The organism is Arenibacter flavimaris (assembly GCF_030291335.1).
Classification (GTDB): Bacteria; Bacteroidota; Bacteroidia; order Flavobacteriales; family Flavobacteriaceae; genus Arenibacter.
This window is the reverse complement of sequence record NZ_JASWIM010000001.1, coordinates 123,182-143,601: the sequence shown is the minus strand read 5'-3', so window position 1 is coordinate 143,601 and position 20,420 is coordinate 123,182. Positions and strand designations below refer to the sequence as shown.

3 protein-coding genes are annotated in these 20,420 nt (G+C 43.1%); all 3 read right to left on the bottom strand.

Annotation, left to right across the window (positions count from 1 at the left end; genetic code table 11):
- The gene (locus QSE00_RS00555; protein WP_286104488.1) at positions 1 to 15,276 is read right to left on the bottom strand and encodes a T9SS type B sorting domain-containing protein; all 15,276 of its coding nucleotides are present in this window, start codon (positions 15,274 to 15,276) and stop codon (positions 1 to 3) included.
- A gap of 705 nt (positions 15,277 to 15,981) precedes the next feature.
- Complete coding sequence (locus QSE00_RS00550) at positions 15,982 to 18,069, bottom strand: PorP/SprF family type IX secretion system membrane protein (protein ID WP_286104487.1); 2,088 nt, start codon at positions 18,067 to 18,069, stop codon at positions 15,982 to 15,984.
- Positions 18,070 to 18,075: 6 nt separating this feature from the next.
- Positions 18,076 to 20,343 (bottom strand): T9SS type B sorting domain-containing protein, encoded by a 2,268-nt coding sequence (locus QSE00_RS00545; protein WP_286104486.1) that lies wholly within the window; start codon positions 20,341 to 20,343, stop codon positions 18,076 to 18,078.
- Positions 20,344 to 20,420: the final 77 nt, after the last annotated feature.

Here is a 20,420-nt window from a genome sequence, read left to right as displayed (position 1 = left end):
TTATCGATATAATGTAAAATGTCCAACAAATTCCCTATCATCCTCTTCTCCTTTGAGTTTTATGACATACCAGTAATCTCCGGTTGGAAGTTCGGTATTATGGTATAGTCCATCCCATCCTTGGTCATTGAGACCCATTCTGTAAACCTCCCTACCATAACGGTCAAATATTATGGTTAGTATTTTTGGGAAGCCTTCTTGATTTTTAGGGCTCCAGAAATCATTTTGTCCATCACCATCAGGGGTGAAGAAATTTGGGATTTCAATATCAATGAATTCCATAAAGATTTCTGCGATGGCCTCACAGCCATTCTGGTCCACTACCCTTACGATGTGGGTTTTTGTTTCGGTTATGTAATGGGTATTATCCGTACCATTGTCCTTATCATTAAAATAGAAGGTGTACTCCTGTTGTCCACCAGTGGCAACAGCTGTAATTTCGTTTATGTTCCCGGGGTCCAGGGTAAGAACCAAGGGTTCAAAGTTCTCTATTTCAAAATCTATGGTCAGTACACAACCATTGGCATGTGCTATTGAAATATAATGGTTTCCAGGTGCAATATTGGTAAAATTGGGTTCCAAGACCATGTCATTGGGATCGGTGGAGTCCAATGCATACATTACATCCGGGGCAACCGTTGGATCTTCAAGTACCAGATCAATGAAATTGTTGGGGGTGTTACCCGTACATTCATATATTGGTGTAGCGGTAGCATTTAAGTTTACTCCGGGATCAATGGTTACAGCCATGTTGATCATACATCCCTGTGCATCCTTAACGAAGATGGCATAAGTTCCGGCAGCCAAATTGGTAAACATGGTTCTGTCCATGACAAAATCGCTATCTGTAGTAGAGTTTATACTAGTACTATAGGGTGCGGTTCCTCCGGAAATACTTAAGGAAATAGTTCCATCCTCACTACCTATACATATTTCGGGTGTGGTAGTAGGCACTGCAGTTATAATGGCAGGTTCTGTTATCGTATATCTCAATTGCTCAAAACATCCATTTATATCCTGGGCAATAACGGTATAGTTTCCTGGAGCCAGATCGGTAAATGTATTTACCGTATCAAATTTGTCCAAGTTGGGTGAAATGGCATATTGATATCCACCAGAACCACCACTTAAGGAAACGGTTATACTACCGTCATTGGCCCCGTTACAGGTGACATCCATAAAGGAATCGTCCACCACCAGCGGGGTCGGTTCCGTTATTCTATTTTCGTTGGATACCACAACACAGTCATCACTAGTAACCCTAACCCAATAACTGCCTACCGTAAGGTTACTAAATTGACGGCTTGTTTGTGGTCCTGCAATACTATTGGTCAAAGCAGCATCCGTGAACAGTTCATAACGATAATTACCCAATCCACCATCTGCCTTTGCAATCAATATAGCGGTATTGTCACCGCTACAGTTAATAACTGCTGCGGAGGTATCCATAGTAACGGTTAAAGGCACTATAGGATCTTCTTTGATTTCATTTGAAAGTATGGATTTACATCCAAAGGAGTCCCTTACAAAATAACGGTAGCTACCTGCTGCTACGGTGAAGGTATGGGTATTTCCGCCGCTCATTGGGAAATAGTTATTTCCGTCCAAGCTATATTCATAAGGACCTGTTCCTCCATAGGCCGTTAACAACAATTCTGCGTCGTTTAAGCAAGTTAATGGACTTGTTCTTATTAAAGAGGCATAAACTTCGGTAGGATCTATTATAGTGGCCTGTACGGTTTCAATATCACATCCCCAACTATCGGATACGGTAATGGTATAGATACCGGATTTCAGGTTGTTGAATATTGGACTAAATTGTCCTCCAGAGGTATATTCAATGTTAGTGCCTGTGGCATCATAAACATTTAATTGGTACTGGTATATACCTTCACCCCCGGCTATATTTATAGCAGTCAATGTTCCATCACTATCTCCGTAACAATCCAAAGTTGTGGATAGTGGTGTGATATCTGCCGTAATAGGTGCCGGTTGTACCAAGGTTTCAACATCATTTAGGATACAACCATTGGCATCGGTAATCTGTATGGTGTAATTCCCGGCAGAAAGGTCGTTGAATACCTTCACATTAACAGCAGTGGCATTGTATACCTGTGAGGTTGTGGTATTGGTAAGTACAATATCATACGGACCATAACCTCCGCTTGGGTCTACTATTATTTCACCTTTATCATTGGAACAGGTAACGTTGGCTATTTGATCAACAACGGCAGTCAGTGCCCTATCTGGAGAAATAATTTTTACAGTATTGGAATTTTCATGACACATAGGAACATTGGTCTCTGTTACCCTTACATAATAATTCCCCCCTGTTAGTCCATTAATTATCAATGGGTTCGCCGAGGTGTTGGCCGATCCCGTAATGGTGGTAGCAATACCTGTACTGGTATATACCGTATAATTATAAGGACCTGAATAGCCGCTTACATTTATCTGCAGGGAACCATTATTATCTCCAAAACAGGTTACAGGAGTATTTGCTGTAGCACTCACCTTGATTAGATCGTAAGGAGCTATTGTGTATGTGGCGGTATCTACATAACATCCGGTAGTGGTATCGGTAACCCTAAAGGTATAACTTCCCACAGCGGTCAAATTAAAGGTGGCACTGTTATAGGTTGGAGTTCCTGTTTGGGTAGCATTGGTATTACCAACGGGTAATAACTGATAGCTATAAATATTGGCCCCATTTCCATTGTCATTTACGGTTATGGTTACTTCCTCCGGTCCTGCGCATGATATTGCAGCATCCTGGGTCAGGGTAGCCGTAAACTTGTTCAAGGCACTAATGTTCACTGTGGTTACATCTGTACATCCGTTATCGTCCTTAATAGTAACCGTAATAGTTCTATCAGACCCGTTATCGGTTATATTAAATGTATTTGAAGTAAAGAAGTTCACCCCGTTTATACTATAGGTATATGGAGCTGTACCTCCTGTTCCTACAGCGGTTATCACAGCCTGGGATGCCTGATTATTGGCATTACAGGCAAAAGTGGTAGCAGTAGCGGTTACGTCCACTGGAGTAGGTTCATCAATGGTTACGGTCTGTAAGGTAAAGCAACCCCTATCCGAGGTAACGGTAATGTCGTATGTACCTGCGGTCAGGCCAGTGAAAAGGCTTCCGTTCTGTGTGGTTGTCGGGTTTGTACCGTCGTCGATGGTAAAGGTATATGGCGGGTTGTCGTTGGAGGCGTCCAGGATTATCTGGATGGAACCGTCCGCTCCCCCGTTACAGGATACGTCCTCTTTGTTATAGGTGAATATTACCGGAGTGGGCGTTTCCAGGGCAACGGGCACCTGTGCATCACAATTGGATCCGGAGGTATCGTATACCACGGCGGTATAGTTTCCTGGCGCCAGTCCATTGAAAACGTTGGAGGCCTGTGGGACTCCCCCGATAACACTGGTCCCCCCATTGTCCAATAGGTCGTACTCGTAGTTACCTGGCCCGGCCCCCCCGCTTGCGGTGATGGTGATCACGCCGTCGTCCACGGGACATGATGGCTGAGTGGTGGCCACTGCTGCTGCTGCCAGTGGGGGCAGTATGTCAATGGTATCGGTAACGGTACATCCGTTGGCGTCACGAACGGTGACGGTATAGGTTCCCGGAGCGGACACGGTAAAAATGCCGCTGCTCTGGAATCCGTTTCCGATGCTGTATTTTAATGGTGCTACCCCTGTACCGGTCGCGGTAAATGTATAGGATGTTCCGTTGGAGGTACACTGGTCGTCGGCATAGGCCGGAAGGCTTACCGTGGGCATGGGATCCTCGGCTATAACCACATCGATCTTATAGGTACAGTCCTTGGCATCCTTCACCCAAACGTCCCAGTTAAGGTTGGTGGCAGGATCGAGTATGTCACTTGCACTTGGGGTATAGTTTCCAAGGGGAGAATCCCCGTCCTGTACGAAGGCATAGGTATACCCGCCGTTCCCGCCAGTGGCGTTGACGGTCACCTGGGCACCGATGTTACAGTTGGCGTTGATATTCTTGGTCAGTGTCAGGTCCAGGTCCGCTGCTGGCGATGCAATGGTCACGGTGTTCGTGGTATCATCGCAGAAGGGGGTATCCGTAGCGGTAAGTACCACATAGAAGTTCCCTGCGGGCAATCCGGATATGGTTCTAGGGTTGGTGGATGTATCGGTGCCGATAATGCCTGTAACGTTGGTTCCGCCAGACTCGAATACCTGATAATCGTAATCGCCCAGATAGTTGTTCACCTGGATCTGCAATTCCCCATTGGAGTCCCCATAACAGGTCACCGGGGTAACGGCCGTGGCCACCACTTCTATAATGTCGTATGGAGCAATATTATAGGGAGCTGTGGTAAAATAACACCCGGTCACGTTGTCGGTCACCCTAAAGGTATAGTCCCCTGGGGCGTCAAGGTTGAAGTCGGCCGTATAGGTCGCTGCACCAGGTGCCTGTACGGCGGCACTTCCCGTTGGCAAGAGCTCAAAGCTGAAGTCGCCCGATCCTCCTGTCACGGTCACCCTGGCCACCTCATCATTGTTACAGGTAATTTCCGTGATCTGTGTAACGGACACATCCGTGATGGTAGGTAGTGGATTTATAGTTACGTTATCTGTATCGGTACATCCGTTGCTATCCCTAACGGTAACTGTAAAGTTTTGTACTACACCAGTATCGCTAATGTTAAATGTATTGGTAGAAAAGAAATTTATTCCGTCTATACTATACGTATAAGGTGCAGTTCCAGTGGTTGGAATATCTGCTGTTATTACGGATTGGGCTACTGAATTATCCGGGGCACAGGCAAAATCGATGGCCGTTGCGTTAGCCACTAATTCACTAGGCTCGTTAATGGTGAATGGAATATCAATTTTACAGAATAAGGATGATCTGATTCGGACAATATAATCGCCCTCATCCAATCCTGTAAATACATTTGAGGACTGTGGCAACGCTGTAATTGCAGTTGTACCTGCTGCATCCCACAATTGATAGTTGTAAGGCGGATTGTCCATGCTAGGGTCCAAGTTTACCACTATGGAACCATCACTGGCACCATGGCAACTTATATCGTTTATTTCCCCAATGGCAGCAACAACGGCTGTTGGAACATCCAAAGTGATATCTATAAAGGCGTCACAACCTGTAGCTACATTGTCATACACATATATTCTATAAGTTCCAGGGGCAAGGTTACTGAAAGTATCCGAAACCTGCTTTGCTCTAATAATATTGTCCGAGGTATCCCTAAGCTCATACCTATAGTTGAATAATGAACCGCCATAAGCAATTACCTTAATCTCGCCATCGTCCTGCATTATGGCATTACATGATGGGGTAACCGTTATTTCGGCCGATAAAGAAGTTGGGGTATAGATGTCTATATTTTCACTATTGCCACAACCATTGGCATCCCTTATTTCTACAGTATGGTTTCCTGAGCTCAATCCAGTGAAGTCAAATGTGTTTGGAGCTCCTCCAGAAAAAGTCACTGCCTGAAATGCGCCTCCATCCAAACTTAGGAAATACGGTTGTATGCCAGGAGTGGCCAAGGTAACTTCTATGGTAAAATTACCTTCGGTTGTAGCACATTGATCCGGCACGTTCAAACTAATGACCGGGGTTGGATCTTCCACAATAGTTACTGCAGCCGATTTTATACAATCATTGGCATCCTTAACATATACAATATAATCTTCTGCATTGGCATTGAAAAATCCAGTAGTATTGGTTCCTGTCCATGTGTCAGCGTCAGGGCCTGATACCGAGGCCAACTCCAATTGGAACAGATATGGGGCCTTGCCGTAACGTGCATTGGCGGTTATGGTACCTGCATTGGGTACACAATTATCATTCGTGGAAGTGGCCGTTATCTCCAATAGTGCTGGAGACTGTTCTATCACAAAGGGATCCGATGCGTTGACACATCCCGGATTGCTTCCGTCTACTTCTGTAAAGAGTATGTAATATTCACCTGGCACCAAGCCTTCCAGTGAATCTGGATATGGAGTTCCTAAGAGTCCAGTGGCGCTTCCGGTTATACCAGTGGTGGTGTTGGTGACAAAGGTAAAAATCTCGTAATCTACTTGTGTGGCAGTATATCCACTAATAGTAAAGTCTACTGACCCATCCACTTCACCAAAACAACTAACATTAGTGGTTGCGTCTATTACTGAAGTTAAAGTAGAATTAGTTGTTACAGGAGCGGTAGCCTCTTGTATATATTCACACCCTGTATCCGAATCATAAACGATAAAGGTGTAGGTAACACCCGGATTTAAACCTGTAAAATTATAGGTGTATGGGGGAGAACCAATTCCGCCATCCTGAAGATGCCATTCTGGGTTTGCTGCTGTCCAAGTGGTGGCAGGATATATGGCAAAATAAAAGGTGCCTGTACCCAATGTTCCATTACTTGCTGCAGCTTCTACCAACATTTCACCAGTTCCAGGAGCACATCCAGGTGTAGGTGAGGTTGTAATAAGTACGTCGGGACCAGTGGTAATGGTAACGGTAGTAATACTTTCACAGCCATTATCGTCTATTACCCTAACAGTATAATCCCCAAAGTTTAATCCTGTGAAGGTATGGTCATTGGTACCCGATGAAGTATCATAGGAATCCGTATAGGAATAATCATTGTTATTTATTTCATATATATATGTCGATGTACCACCACTGGCATTTACCGTTATAGTACCCAGTACATTTGTTGATGCTGAACAGGACAAATTGGTATGGCTTATATTGGCATTTATGGCAGTGGGTTCTGTTATGGTTTGGGTGGTCGTAACAGCGCATTCATTGTCATCGGTCAATGTTATTTCATAATCCCCTGCCGGTAATCCCGTTGTTTGACTACCGTAATTGGTTCCTGAACCCGTTTCAACTATAGTAATTGTGTATGGAGCTACGCCCACACTGGTATCCACAATGATATCCAAAGACCCGGTGTTATCGCCATTACAAAGAACATGGGTTGGGGTAACGCTAGTAAATGCCGGTAAGTCTGCTGCAGTAACGGTAATTATGTTACTCTCTGCAGTACAACCTTGGGAATCGGTTACTCTAAACCTATAGGTTCCAGCATTGGGGGTCGTATAGGGAAATCCGCCTGCATAGGCTGCATAGGCTCCACCGTTATAGGCAGCTTCATAGGTATAGCCAGGATATCCTCCGTTAACGGCTACATTGATTTCCGCATTTGGACTAACGGAACAATCCAAGTCCTTGGTTAAAACGGCATTGGCCGTAAGTTCCGGCTCAATGGTAAACTGAACGGTGTCTGTACATCCATTACTATCAATTACATTAAAGTCATAGGTGGCCGGTGTTAAGTCCACAAAAGTATTGGAGGTTTGGGTAGGACCTGTGTTCAAACTGTAATAATAGGGAGCCAGTCCACTTGAAGCATTAACAACAATAGTTGCCAAGCCTGTAGAGGTATAGCATAAAGATGACGCAGCAATATCAATACTGGCTACCGGATTGGTAGGGGTAACAATATCAAAGGTATCGGTTACGGTACATCCACCTGCATCGGTAACACTAATGGTATAGGTTCCCAATTGGTTAAGTTCGTTAAAAACGTTGTTGGCCTGTGGGCCTTTTACATTGGTATCCGGTTCAGTAATTTGATAGGTATAACCTCCCCATCCATCGGTTGCCGATATGGATACCGATCCATCAGTGACACAGGTCAATGGGCTCAACGTAAAGGTAAAGGCCAATGGATCTGCTGGTTCATTTACCGTAACGGTTGCGGTATCGGTACAATTGGTGGTATCATCGGTAACGGTAATGGTATAATCCCCGGCCAACAGACCACTGAAGTTCAATGGGTTGGTAGTAATTCCACTTTGTGGCGCTATGGCCGTTGGACCTGTTACAGTAAAGCTATAATTCCCGGCAAATCCAGACACGTTGTATTGAATGGCGCCATCGGCACTTCCCTGGCAGGATACATTCTGGGTCAAGGTGCCCAGTACATTTATCTTTGTAACAGGGTTTAGGGTGTAATTTTCGTCATAGGAGCATCCCTTTGCATCTGTAACTCTAAACGTATAGGTGTCCGGAACCAGATTGTTGAATATTCCTGTTGCGTTTGTTGCGGCTGATGCAGCAGGTGCAATGATTTCATAAGTAATCGTTCCACTACCTCCGGTTGGGGTTAATGTGATATTGGAGGTTTCCGCTGGACAATTGGCGGCCGTAGCACTGAACGATATGTCTGTGGGAGGTGTAAGGGGATCAATGGTGATAGGCCTAGTGGCGGTACAGCCATTGTCATCCTTTACTGTAAGCGTATAATTTCCATCTCTGAGACCTGTAAAGCTATTGGTGCCAAAATTGGTGCCGTCAATACTATAAGTATATGGGGATGTGCCGCCAATTACATTTTGCGCCTCTACACTGGCATCCTGTAGACATGTATATTCTTGGATGATTACAGCATCGAAGGTAATGGCTGCTGGTTCTCCTACAGTAACCGAATTGGTTACTGTGCATTCTTTGGCGTCCTGAACAGTATAGAAATAGGTTCCTGCTGCAAGTCCTGAATAGGAAGTATTGCTGCTCAGTCCTCCCCCATCAAAATTTATCAGGTAAGGAGCCGTTCCAAAATCGGTATCCACTACAATTTCCACTACGCCATCACTGCTGCCATTACAGCTTACATCGGTCACCGTTTCGGAGGCCTGTGGGTTGATGGTAGGTTCTATAGTGATATCGGTTGTTTGAACAGTACAGCCTTCACTGTCGGTAATTTCGAAAACATAGGTTCCTGCTGTGGTTGCCGTGTAGTTAAAGTTGGTCACTGTAGCACCTAAGGCTGTTGGCGCACTGTAGGGCGCAGCATCAACTTTAACCCTATAACTATAATCCGGGTAACCTCCATTTATGGTAATAGCGATTATGGCATCAGGTGAAGCGGTACAATCCAGTTCCTTGGTAATGTTACTTGCAACACTAAGTTGTTGTTCTACGGTTATTGTATTGGTAGTAACGTTACAACCATAGGCATCGAGTACTACAACGGAATAAGCTCCGGGGCCAAGGTTGTTAAATACGTTTCCATTTTGTGCCGGTGCGCCGTTTAGGCTATAGGTATAGGGTGCAATTCCGCCAGCCGCAGTTGCGGTAAGGCTAACCCCTGTTCCGGGAATGTAACATAGGTTGGTAGTTGCGGCCAGGGTCGCTGTAGGATTTGCCGGCGCAACAATATCAAAGGTATCGGTAACGGTACATCCACCAGCGTCGGTAACACTGATAATATAAGTACCATTCTGATTTAAGCTGCTAAAAGTATTGCTTCCCTGTGGTCCCAAAACAACAGTATCAGGTTGTTCAATTTGATATGAATATCCTCCCCATCCGTCTGTTGCGGATATGGTTACCGATCCATCTGTAGCACAGGTCAACGGGCTCAACTCAAAGGTAAAGGCCAATGGATCTGCTGGTTCATTTACCGTAACGGTTGCGGTATCGGTACAATTGGTGGTATCGTCTGTAACGGTAATGGTATAATCCCCGGCCAACAGACCACTGAAGTTCAATGGGTTGGTAGTTATTCCACTTTGTGCGGCTATGGCCGTTGGACCTGTTATAGTAAAGCTATAATTCCCGGAAAATCCAGAAACGTTGTATTGAATGGCGCCATCGGCACTTCCCTGGCAGGACACATTCTGGGTCAAGGTGCCCAATGCATCTATTTTTACAACAGGGTTAACAGTATAACTTTCGTTGTACGAGCAGCCTTTGGCATCCGTAACTCTAAAGGTATAGGTGTCCGGAACCAGATTGTTGAATACTCCTGTTGCGTTTGTTGCGGCTGATGCAGCAGGTGCAATGATTTCATAGGTTATCGCTCCACTCCCTCCTATCGCTGTTAAAGTGACATTTGATGTTTCGGACGGACAGTTGGCCGCGGTACTAATAAAAGTAATATCGGTTGGTGGATCTAAAGCGGGTACATTTACAGGAAGTGTAGCAAAAGTACATCCACTCGCATCACGAACGGTAATTGTATAATCGCCATCGATAAGTCCTGTGAAAGTATCCCCTGCAACAAAATTTATTCCGTCTATACTATAGGTATATCCAGGTGTTCCTCCAGTTATATTTTGGACTTGTATGCTGGCAGTCTGTAAACAGGTATAAGGTTGTGTTAACACGGCATTGGCAGTAATGGCATTTGGTGCTGTCAGGGCTGCACTACCGTTGAATGTACAACCTTTACTGTCCTGTACCACATAGTTATATGTTCCCGAAGCAAGTCCGGAGTATGTGGTTTGATTGCTAAATCCTGCTCCATTAAAGTTTACTTGATAAGGTGCGGTTCCAAAGTTTGGATCTATTACAATTTCAACACTACCGTTGGCCGCACTATCACAATTTGGATCCGTAATATTATTTGTTGCTACGGGATTGGTAATTGGGTCCACAACAACAGTGGTTTGTGCTGTACAGCCTTCGTTATCGGTAATTAGGAAAGTGAAGCTACCGTCTACTGCCGTGGAATAGGAAATGGTATTTCCTACAATGGCCGTGCTTGCTCCACCATTTATTTGATAGCTATAGCCGGCATATCCACCATTTATGGTTATATCAATGATAGCGTCAGGAGAGGCAGAACAATCCAATTCTTTGGTAATAACATTGGACACTGTCAGCTGCGACTCTATATTGACTGTATTTGTAGTAACATTACATCCATAAGCATCCCTTACCACAACGGAATAGGCGCCAGGGCCAAGGTTGTTAAACACATTGCCATTCTGTGCAGGTGCGCCGTTAAGGCTGTAGGTATAGGGTGCAATTCCACCTGCTGCTGTAGCAGTAAGGCTAACTCCCGTACCAGGAACATAACATAGGTTGGTGGTGGCATCCAATGTTGCAGTAGGATTTGCCGGGGTTAATAGATCGAAGGTATCGGTTATCGTACATCCACCGGCATCGCTAACGCTGATGGTATAAGTGCCCGTTTGGTCTAGAGCTGAGAATGCATTGCTTCCCTGTGGTCCTAAAACACTGTTATCTGGTTGTTCAAGTTCATATGAATATCCTCCCCATCCACCGGTTGTGGTAATTGTTACAGAACCATCTGTGGAACAAGTCAAAGGACTCACAGAAAAAGTAAAGGACAATGGGTTAACGGGTTCACTAATGGTTATGGTGTTGGTATCTGTACAGTTCGTGGTCTCATCGGTAATAACAATGGTGTAATCACCTGCCGATAGCCCAGTTAAATTGATTGTGCTGGCAGATTGTCCTGTAATGGCCGAGGCGCCGTTGACCGAATAGCTATAGGTAGTGCTAAAATCGGTTATTTCAAAATCTATGGCCCCATCTGAACTTCCTTGACATAATACGTTATTTACCAATGTGCCTACCACTTGGATTGGATCAACAGGGGAAATGGTATACGTTTCATCATAGGAACAACCTTTGCTATCCGTAACCCTAAAGGTATAGGTGTCGGGCGCTAGGTTATTAAAGGTGGCCGTTTTACCGGCTATAGAATTTGAAGCAATGGCCGAAGGGGCTATGATCTCTATGGTTAGGGGATCAATTCCATTTACCGCAGTTACCGTTACATTGGATGTTTGAGTTGGACAGTTTGGGGCTGTTGAGGTAAAGGTGAGGTCCGTTGGCTCATCCAGCGGATCAATTACAACAGAATTTGTAACAAAGGTACAAAGGGTTGCGTCCCTTATAGTAATAGTATAAGTCCCGTTGGTAAGATTGGAAAAAGTTTCTGCGCCAGGACCTGAAACAAAATTGACTCCGTCAATACTATAAGAATATGGCGCCGATCCTCCCGTAACATTTTGGACTTCGATGGTGCCTTCCTGAAGACAGGTATAATCCTGTGTTAAAACAGCATCCCCAGAGATTCCCTCTGTGGGGCCACCTATGGTAAAATCCTCAATATAGTCACAACTAACCGATCCTTTTGTTTGACTAATCGTTAAGCTGTAATCACCTTGTGTTAAATCGGTAAAAGTCCCTGAAGGATTGATGTCAAATGAATTATCCGGATAAGTTAAGGTATAGGAAAGGGTGTACCCATTAGTATTGGTGACATTCACGGAAATGGATCCATCATCAGCTCCAAAACAGCTCTCATCCGTTATTGTAGTGGTATATTCTACGGACGGAGCAATGGTTATGGTTGCAATGTTGGAAAAGGCGATACAGTTATTGCCATCTACAACTACAAATCCATAATCACCCTCTTCCCCTACACTGAAGGTAAAGTTGGCGTCATTTTGATAAGCAGATGGTGGAATGGCCGCAACACTTGCATATAGAGGAACTCCGTTTTTGCTCCAAATAGCATAGTTGTAGGCAGGGTTGGGAAATCCACCGGTAGTGGTCAAGGTAATAATTCCGTCTTCGCAACCAATATTAGCCGTAGTTGTAGCTGTTAAGGAGGGGTCAGGAATTTTTGTTACAGTAACATTTTGGGAATCCAAACATCCGTCATCCGTTCTGGTAATTATGATATAATCTCCCGGGTTTAAGTTTTCAAAGGTATGATTATTGTCCGGTTGGGCGGTTTCGTTGTCCAGCAAGGTACCTTGTCCCCCATTGGAACCATCATCGATACGAATTTCGTACTCATAATTGGCTTCAACGTTCAATGCTTGTAAATTGATATTCCCCAAGTCATTACAGTTGGCGGGGGTGGAAGTAATATCGACCCGGAAATCCCTATCCCTGATACCTATGTCCGGGGTGCTGAATTCACAGGAGCCATCTATGGGTTCCCCTGTATTGTTATCCAATTGCATAATCCCTACTCTGTAAGCCCCATTGGTGTTAATGGTGAAGCTAGGACCGTTATTGGCACTATAAGGGACTACTATGGTATTGTTGGCAACATCATAAAGTTGATATCCATATCCCAAACCTAGATTGGTAATGGTGATATTTCCCGGAGTGGTACAAATAATATCATTGGCATTGTATTGTACATCCAAATTGTTCTGGAAGACATTGAAATAGAACCGACTAAAGCAGCCATTTTGATAATTGATGACCAATCTGAATTTTCCGGCAGCGTTGGCGGTGAAGCTAGAGCCAGTAGCTACCTGGTTCCAGGTACAGGTGGCATTTTTATTTCCACAATCGTCACCTGCATCCGTACAGCTACCCTCAACTAATTGTTCCCAGACCATGCTTTGGGCATCCGTAATATTGACTTGTATTAACTGTGTATCGTTTACCCCGCAAAGGAATATCTTGGGTAACGGACTTCCATCAACGGAACAATTCACAATTTCACCTTGTACATCATTGGTGGGATCGGCATCATTATTACTGTTGTTGAAAAAATCAACAATAGGGTTTGTTTGGGTGGTGCCAAAGCGTTCCACTACCAATATCTCCTTAAACCCTTTACACGGATCGGCAACAATTTTATCTACTATATAGGTACCAACGGCGTTGACCATAAAAGTACTTGGGTCATTATCCGAATCACCATCGGTTATAAGGGTATCGGAGGCATCCAACTCTTGATTTCCATTTTCGTCCTTGTACCATATGTATTCGTCAAAACCATTACCGGCATCCAAAAGTACTTGATCACCACATAGTTGCACAGTTCTTGTGAAGTTGCAATCCTCAAGATCGTCCAATAAGAAGTTGGTGGCACCGGGGGTTACAAATCCGCAATTATCGAAGTCTGTTACACTGGGGTCATCACTTATTTGGTTACTGTTCAGTACTCCACGATAGGTAGAATAAGCCAAATTTTGTATAAGATCGGAACAGGCATCAATAAAGTCATAGCAGTTTTCAGCTACTTTAACCCGCATACGGATAGCATATTGTGGGTCGTTTTTTTCAACCAAGTTATTAGGAATATTGAACAATACGGTCCTAGTAGATGGGTCAAAGGTATAAGTGACCCCTGTTGGTAAGGTAAAACTTCCTTCATCCAGGGTAACATTTACTGGAAGTACGTCCTTGATGGTATAATTATCCGCACTATCATTACCTACATTTTGAAATTCCAAGACATAATCCAAGGTTTGGCCAAGGTTTACCCCTTGACCGGTGATATCGTTTCCTGCAATATCTTCAACCCTTTTTATTAAATTAATAATGGGCTCTATAATTTCCACATCAAAGGAAGTAAAGAAGATATCGTATTTATCCTGTGAAGAGCTAGCTCTAAATACGGCACCTGTTTCATTATTGGGTATAACCCCGTTCAACGGGTTATTAATGTTGAAAAAATCAACATCCCAGCCCAGTGTATTTATAGAGTTGGGCGTTCTGTCCGTAACTATGGCATTGGCTCTGGTAATATTACTATTAAAGAAATTATTGGTAGGGTTTACCGTATTTCCCAATGCGGTAAAGGAAGGGTTGGAGTTGGCTTTAAAGGAAAGTCCGTCGCCACTTATTCTGTTATCTCCCTCCAAGGTAGCAACGCCCAATTGTGCAATTACGGGAAAAGGGGCGGGTAGGGTAGTAAAACCGTTAACAGGAATATCTACGGTTTCCCCCGATTTAATTCCTGCGTATCCATCAAAGGTGGTGATATATTTTCCGGGTAAATTTGGATCTTCATAGACCACGACCATTTTCCATCCCCCGGAAACACCCCCGGAAATACTGCTTCCGGAGCTGGCTCTTATGTTGGCTGCAAAATATTCCCCATTGGGGTTTGCCATGCCCGATACAATTGCGGTAACGTCTTTATAACACGCGTAGGGGCTGTAATAACCGAAATCGGCATCCCCTGCCCCGTCAAATAGTATTTCATCTGCCGTTAAGTCTTGGTACGCACCTCCGGGAATCTTGAATTTAAGTTGATCAAAACCGGTTCTATCATCTTCTTTGAATACAGCAGACCAGTATAACCCGGCGTAACGCACTTTGGCACAATCGGGGTTGGGTACGGTTAAAACAGCACTACTGGAACTGAAAGTTGTAGGATCACCGTCAATATCAATGTATTGCATATCCAGGTCATCGTTGTAATCCGATGAGTTTCCTGTAGCATCGTAGGGTTCATCTGTGGTAATAGCAGGAACCCAGACATCTCTCCAGTAACCGCTCCAACGTCCTGTTCTCACCCATTCCCTTCGGTTATAGCCATCAACATGGCGGTTCACAATATTATTGGCTATAAAGGTTATATCACCTCTTAGTTCATTTTCATAACGAACATCAAAATTATTTTTTACCTGTGAATAGGCAGAGAAGAAGCCTAATAGTAAAAAATAAGCCAGCAGTAATTTTTTAGTATTTTTTGATCCCATCAGGTAGATTGGTTTGGTATGGTATTCATCATTTAGGTTATCACGCCATTAATAATGTTTACTTTTAATGGGAGGTTTTGTGAAATTTTATCTTAAATTGTTGAACAACCTCTTGATAATTTTCTGAAAACCTGACATTCATAACAAATATTAATCTTAATCCTGAGCTGGGAAATTTAATGTTGTAGCGGTGTAATATTCTGTTGTGAAACGCTTTTATTGTATGGTTAGCAATTATTTTATTAGCAGCTTATAAGAATTTAATTATGAAGGAACTATGTATTATTGCTAGTCCATATCCAGCATAGCTGGGTTTTAATGGGACTAAGGAATTATTGGAGCAGGAATCAATAAGGGTTGCTCTATCTAAATTTGGGTAATTTGTAAGAATGGTGGTGTTGTTAAAGCAACAAACCGAATTGCACCCGGATCGGCCAAGACATTTTGTTTTGCTTAGATTGATGGGCAATTGAATCTAGGGTCCTCTGGACTCATGAAATAAACGGCTCCATTTTTTTTAATGTTTCACCATATTGTCCAGGGTTGTTATTTGCGGAAGGGTCATCGCAGTAATGCAATAGTGGATATTTTCCCTAGACTTGTAGGCTAGTAATCTTAATAGCTTGTTGAGTTATAGGTTGCAATTGAAGGTATATGACCATTATTTGCTGATTTGATGGCTTTATCTTTTAGGAGTATGTCCAGCTAGGTCATTTGATTTGGCGTTACCCTCATGATCCACATTTTATCGGTGTAAGTATCATTTATCCTAGAGTAATAGGAAACCAGGGCATTGTTCCAGGATTCGTGTCTCTTGAGATAAACATACCTATAATTATTTTCGGGGTTGATAAAATAGCTGGCACTTAATCCTTGGGCATTCAGCATTTTTACAAATCTGTTGGCATTGTTGGCATTGGCAAACACATTGGCAATGATGTAATAACCTGTTCCCAGACCATTTATTTTGTACACCTTGGCGGTGGGGTCGTTGGAAGTAACATTGTCTTTAACCACAACATTTTTCTGAAGCTTATCAAGGGCATATTGTGTTGATTTTTCCTTGATTTTGTTTACGTTATCCACATAGGCCTTATCCGCGTCAGAATAGCGGGTGTTGTCCACATTCATAATCCACATATCCTTGGAATAGGTACCATTGATGTTGGATTTATGGGCGGCCAGGGCCTCTTGCCAGTTATCATACCTTTCTAGATAAACATATTTAAGACCATTGTTGGGGTTTTCAAAATAGTCTGCCCTAATTCCATTATTGGCAAGTTCCGTTACGAACTTATTCAGGTACGTCTCGCCTTTATACACATTGGCAACAACGTAATAACCATCCGCTACCCCATCCAAATTCCTGAATTTTTTACTTTTAATGTTGTTCTGTTGGGCTACCCTTGTAAACTCATCCTGTTCAGTTTTACCCTTGGTTGCTTTTGGGGTAATTTTGGTTTCAACCTTCCTAGTGGCTATGGCATCTTTTGGGGTAGTAGCAGAATTTATAACGTTTGGTTTATTTTCTTTTGGATTGGCTTTGGAATTGTTGGCCAGTGCACCATTTTCATTGTTAACGAGATACATTTTTTTGGCTTTTTCCTCAATGTCCGGACGCTTGCCTTGGGTTTCTTCACGGACCATTTTCATCACCATTTCGAATCTCCTTTCCAAATCTTTTTGGCGATTGTTTTCCGTTGAATCTTGACGGAACATTAATTCGGCCAATATAGCATCATTTTCTGCGAGTGCTTTCTTCAGTTTTTCTATCTCCAATTCCTGTGCAGTAAGGGTATCCTCCTGTTCTTCTTCATTTTCTGCCAGTTCCTCATAACCCTCTTCGAGCATTACGCGGTCTTCGGTAAGGGTTGGGGTTATGGAGTAGGCAAATGATATTTCATGCGTTAGTCCAAAATTATCAAAATTATTGGACAGGCCTTTTTCCATAGTATATCCTAAAGAAAGTCTACGGTTTATATTAAAACCAATCCCTGCCGAAGCACCATAAAAACTATCATAACCACCTTGTAGCCATCCTAATTTTGGCAAGTCGAGAATTAGGCTACCTCCGAAAACTACTTCTTCATTTCCTATTTTACGTACTCTGGCCAAAGGCATTAAACGCCCGGCTTCCAAAATGCCGGCACCGTTTTCGAATTGATGGGTATATTGTAGATGTCCTGAAAAGGTTTTATCCCCGAATTCGGTAATTGTTTCACTGGTCTTTAAGTTATAGTCGAATAGGTTTTCAGCGAATATTCCAAAATCGAACTTCCCAAAGGAAATATTGAATCCGGGTTGAAAGGACAGAAGATTGGAATCCTGTAACCCATTTAATGCTGGGTCATTTGGATCCAATGCATTGGCTCGGTTCCTATCAAAGCCACTGTTGTAATAGGCTAAATTTGCGCCAAAGGTAAAATTACTTTTTTCACTTAATTTAATACCGTAAGCGTAGTTGGCCATAACGCCGTAGTTGGAAATTAATCCTTCCCTTTGGGTGTATAGGCTCAGTCCCAAACCACTGCGGTCGTTGACACGCCCACTGTAACTTAAAAAATAGTCTTGGTTGTTATCATCGAAAGATACCGATTGGTTTCTGTGTAATAGATTTATATAGGATTTGTCTTCCCTTACTGTAGAAAAAGTGGGGTTTATTAGAAACCTATTGAATTTTAGGAGGTTCTGTGAGGGAACATCGTAAGAAACAAACGGACTTTCTTCCTGTCCGGTAACCTTGGAAAGGCAGAGTAATAAAAAGATGATATATAAAAAGTTTTTCTTAAGCATGGTGCATTAACGTATTACTGTAATAGTACCCTTCTTTAAAGTTTCCTTGGCATTTTTAATGGTATAATAAAATACCATATTTTGCTTTGGGAATTTCATGGAGGCTTCTGGCCAATTATTCTTGTATTGGTTTTGGTTTAGTACTTCCTCTCCTTTGTCATTATAAATAATAACTGATATATTGGGGTCTTTAGTATATGTATTTGGAATTATCCATTGGTCGTTATAGCCATCGCCATTGGCGGTAATTACATTTGGGATACCAAAAGTGTCTTGATAGGAGGCTGAGAATGTTTTGGAAATCTCGCAATTATCAACGGTAGCAGTTACCATATAACTGCCTTCCTGGGTAATTGACACGGTGTCCGTATCACTCAACAATACGTTGTTTTGGTCGTACCATTTATAGCTTGTTGCCCCACTGGCAGAAATTATTTTACTGCCTCCTTCCGGAAAGACCACTTCGTTATTGGTTATGCTAAGCGCTATCAATGAATCGTCCAAAGGAGAGATAACGATCTCGTTGGACCGGTGGTCACAACCGTTTTTCTGTACCACCAATTGATAGGAGCCTGGAGCTGTAACCGATAGAGATTCGCTCAGGGTATTTAAATTAACCCCATCTTTAAACCAATCAAAGCTTTCGCCGGTCAAGGTGGTGGTGGTTGAAATATCAATCGTCTCGTTTGAATTGCATATTACGGTAGCTGTGGAGGATATGGTTAGGTTTTCGTTGGTCAACAAACGCACTGCTAATGTATTGGAGGTTGATGTAAAGCTATCCAAGGTTGCTTCAACTTTGTATTCTCCGTTTTCCGTGGTATTCGTTAGACTTATGTTGCTTGCATTGGCAGCTGGGATATCTACACCATCCTTTTTCCATTGGTAGGCAAAACTGCTTTTTAAATCTGCAGTTACATCGGTTTTGGAACCGTCCGATAGTACAGCGTTGATTTTACTTATTTCAAGGGCTACGCTTGTATTGACGCAATCGGTATATTCTGTGGTATAATTTGTAATTAATTCAAAGGAATCGGGATTTACCACTGTAGTTGTTTCTGTGTTCTTTACGGCAGAGGTACATGCACCACCGCTTAGTGTTATTTGTGCATGATAGCTACCTACTGCATTGGCCAAATAGGAACTATTTGTGGCTCCCGCAATGATAGTATTATCCTTATACCACTGGTAGGTAACGGATGCGGCATCGGAAGAGGCTATTAAATTGGCAGTTTCTCCTGGTAAAATAACCATGTTGGCAGGATTATCCCTAGAGACGGTAAAGAGTCCGGCATTGGTAATATTTACGGTATTGGAGGTTTCTGTACAAATACCATCACCTTGTATCTTTACGGAATATTCGCCTGGAAAATTAGCGTTATTGGTATCAATGGTATACGTATAGGCGCCTAAGGTACTGGGTTGAACTATCGTGGACCCTTTGTACCAAGTATAGGAAAGGTCCGGATAATTCATATTGGCCTCAAGTGGCGGATAACTTTGGCCTGAACATAAGGCTGTTTCGGCCGGAGGGTTCAAGGCTAAACCTACACTTGTTCCGATTTGAACCTCTATGGATAGCGACTGTGTATTGGCCGATCCTGAACAGGTGGATCCGTAATCCAGTTCAACCACATAATAACCGCTTTCGGAAACTTCAATGGTTGGACCATTACCACCACTGGTGAATGGTGATGTATTCTTATACCAATTATATCGATAGGTTTCTGCATTGGGTACATTGTAAACTTCCAAGGTAGTGGTTCCCCCATTACAGAGTTGTACTTTTTGCACCGGCGGTGTTCCAGAGTCGCCCAATTCCCTAATGGCTATTGTGGTATTGAAGTCTATATAATACATCTCAAAGGCATCCGAAACAGGACTGGTTTTGGCCGGACTGGTACTTCTTACCCTAAATCTATAGCCATCTCCCCTTGTATCTGTGGGCAATGCAAATGAAAAGTCAAAATCGAAGTCCGAATTCTTATCAGCTACCCTTGCCAGTTCCTTTGGACTGCCAAAGGATCCGGCGGCATCGGATAATTCCAATACAAATTCATTATCGCTGTTTACAGTAGGTAACCATGTGAAATTTATGTAGTATTCGTTAAAAGTTGCAGATGCACAGGCAGCGGTCCAAACCGAATTACCCGCTAGATTTGGGTTGTCGGCAGGAGTAGGTTTGTTCAGGGTCTGGGCCGAAATTGAGCTTGCACCCAACAGCATCAAAGTTAGAACGAAAAGCAGTAGGTTATTTTTTTTGTTCGGGTTCATGAGATGTTGTAGTTAGGGGTTACTACCAGCATTTATTGTTGATAAATATCAGATAACTTTTTTTGAAAATTGGGAAC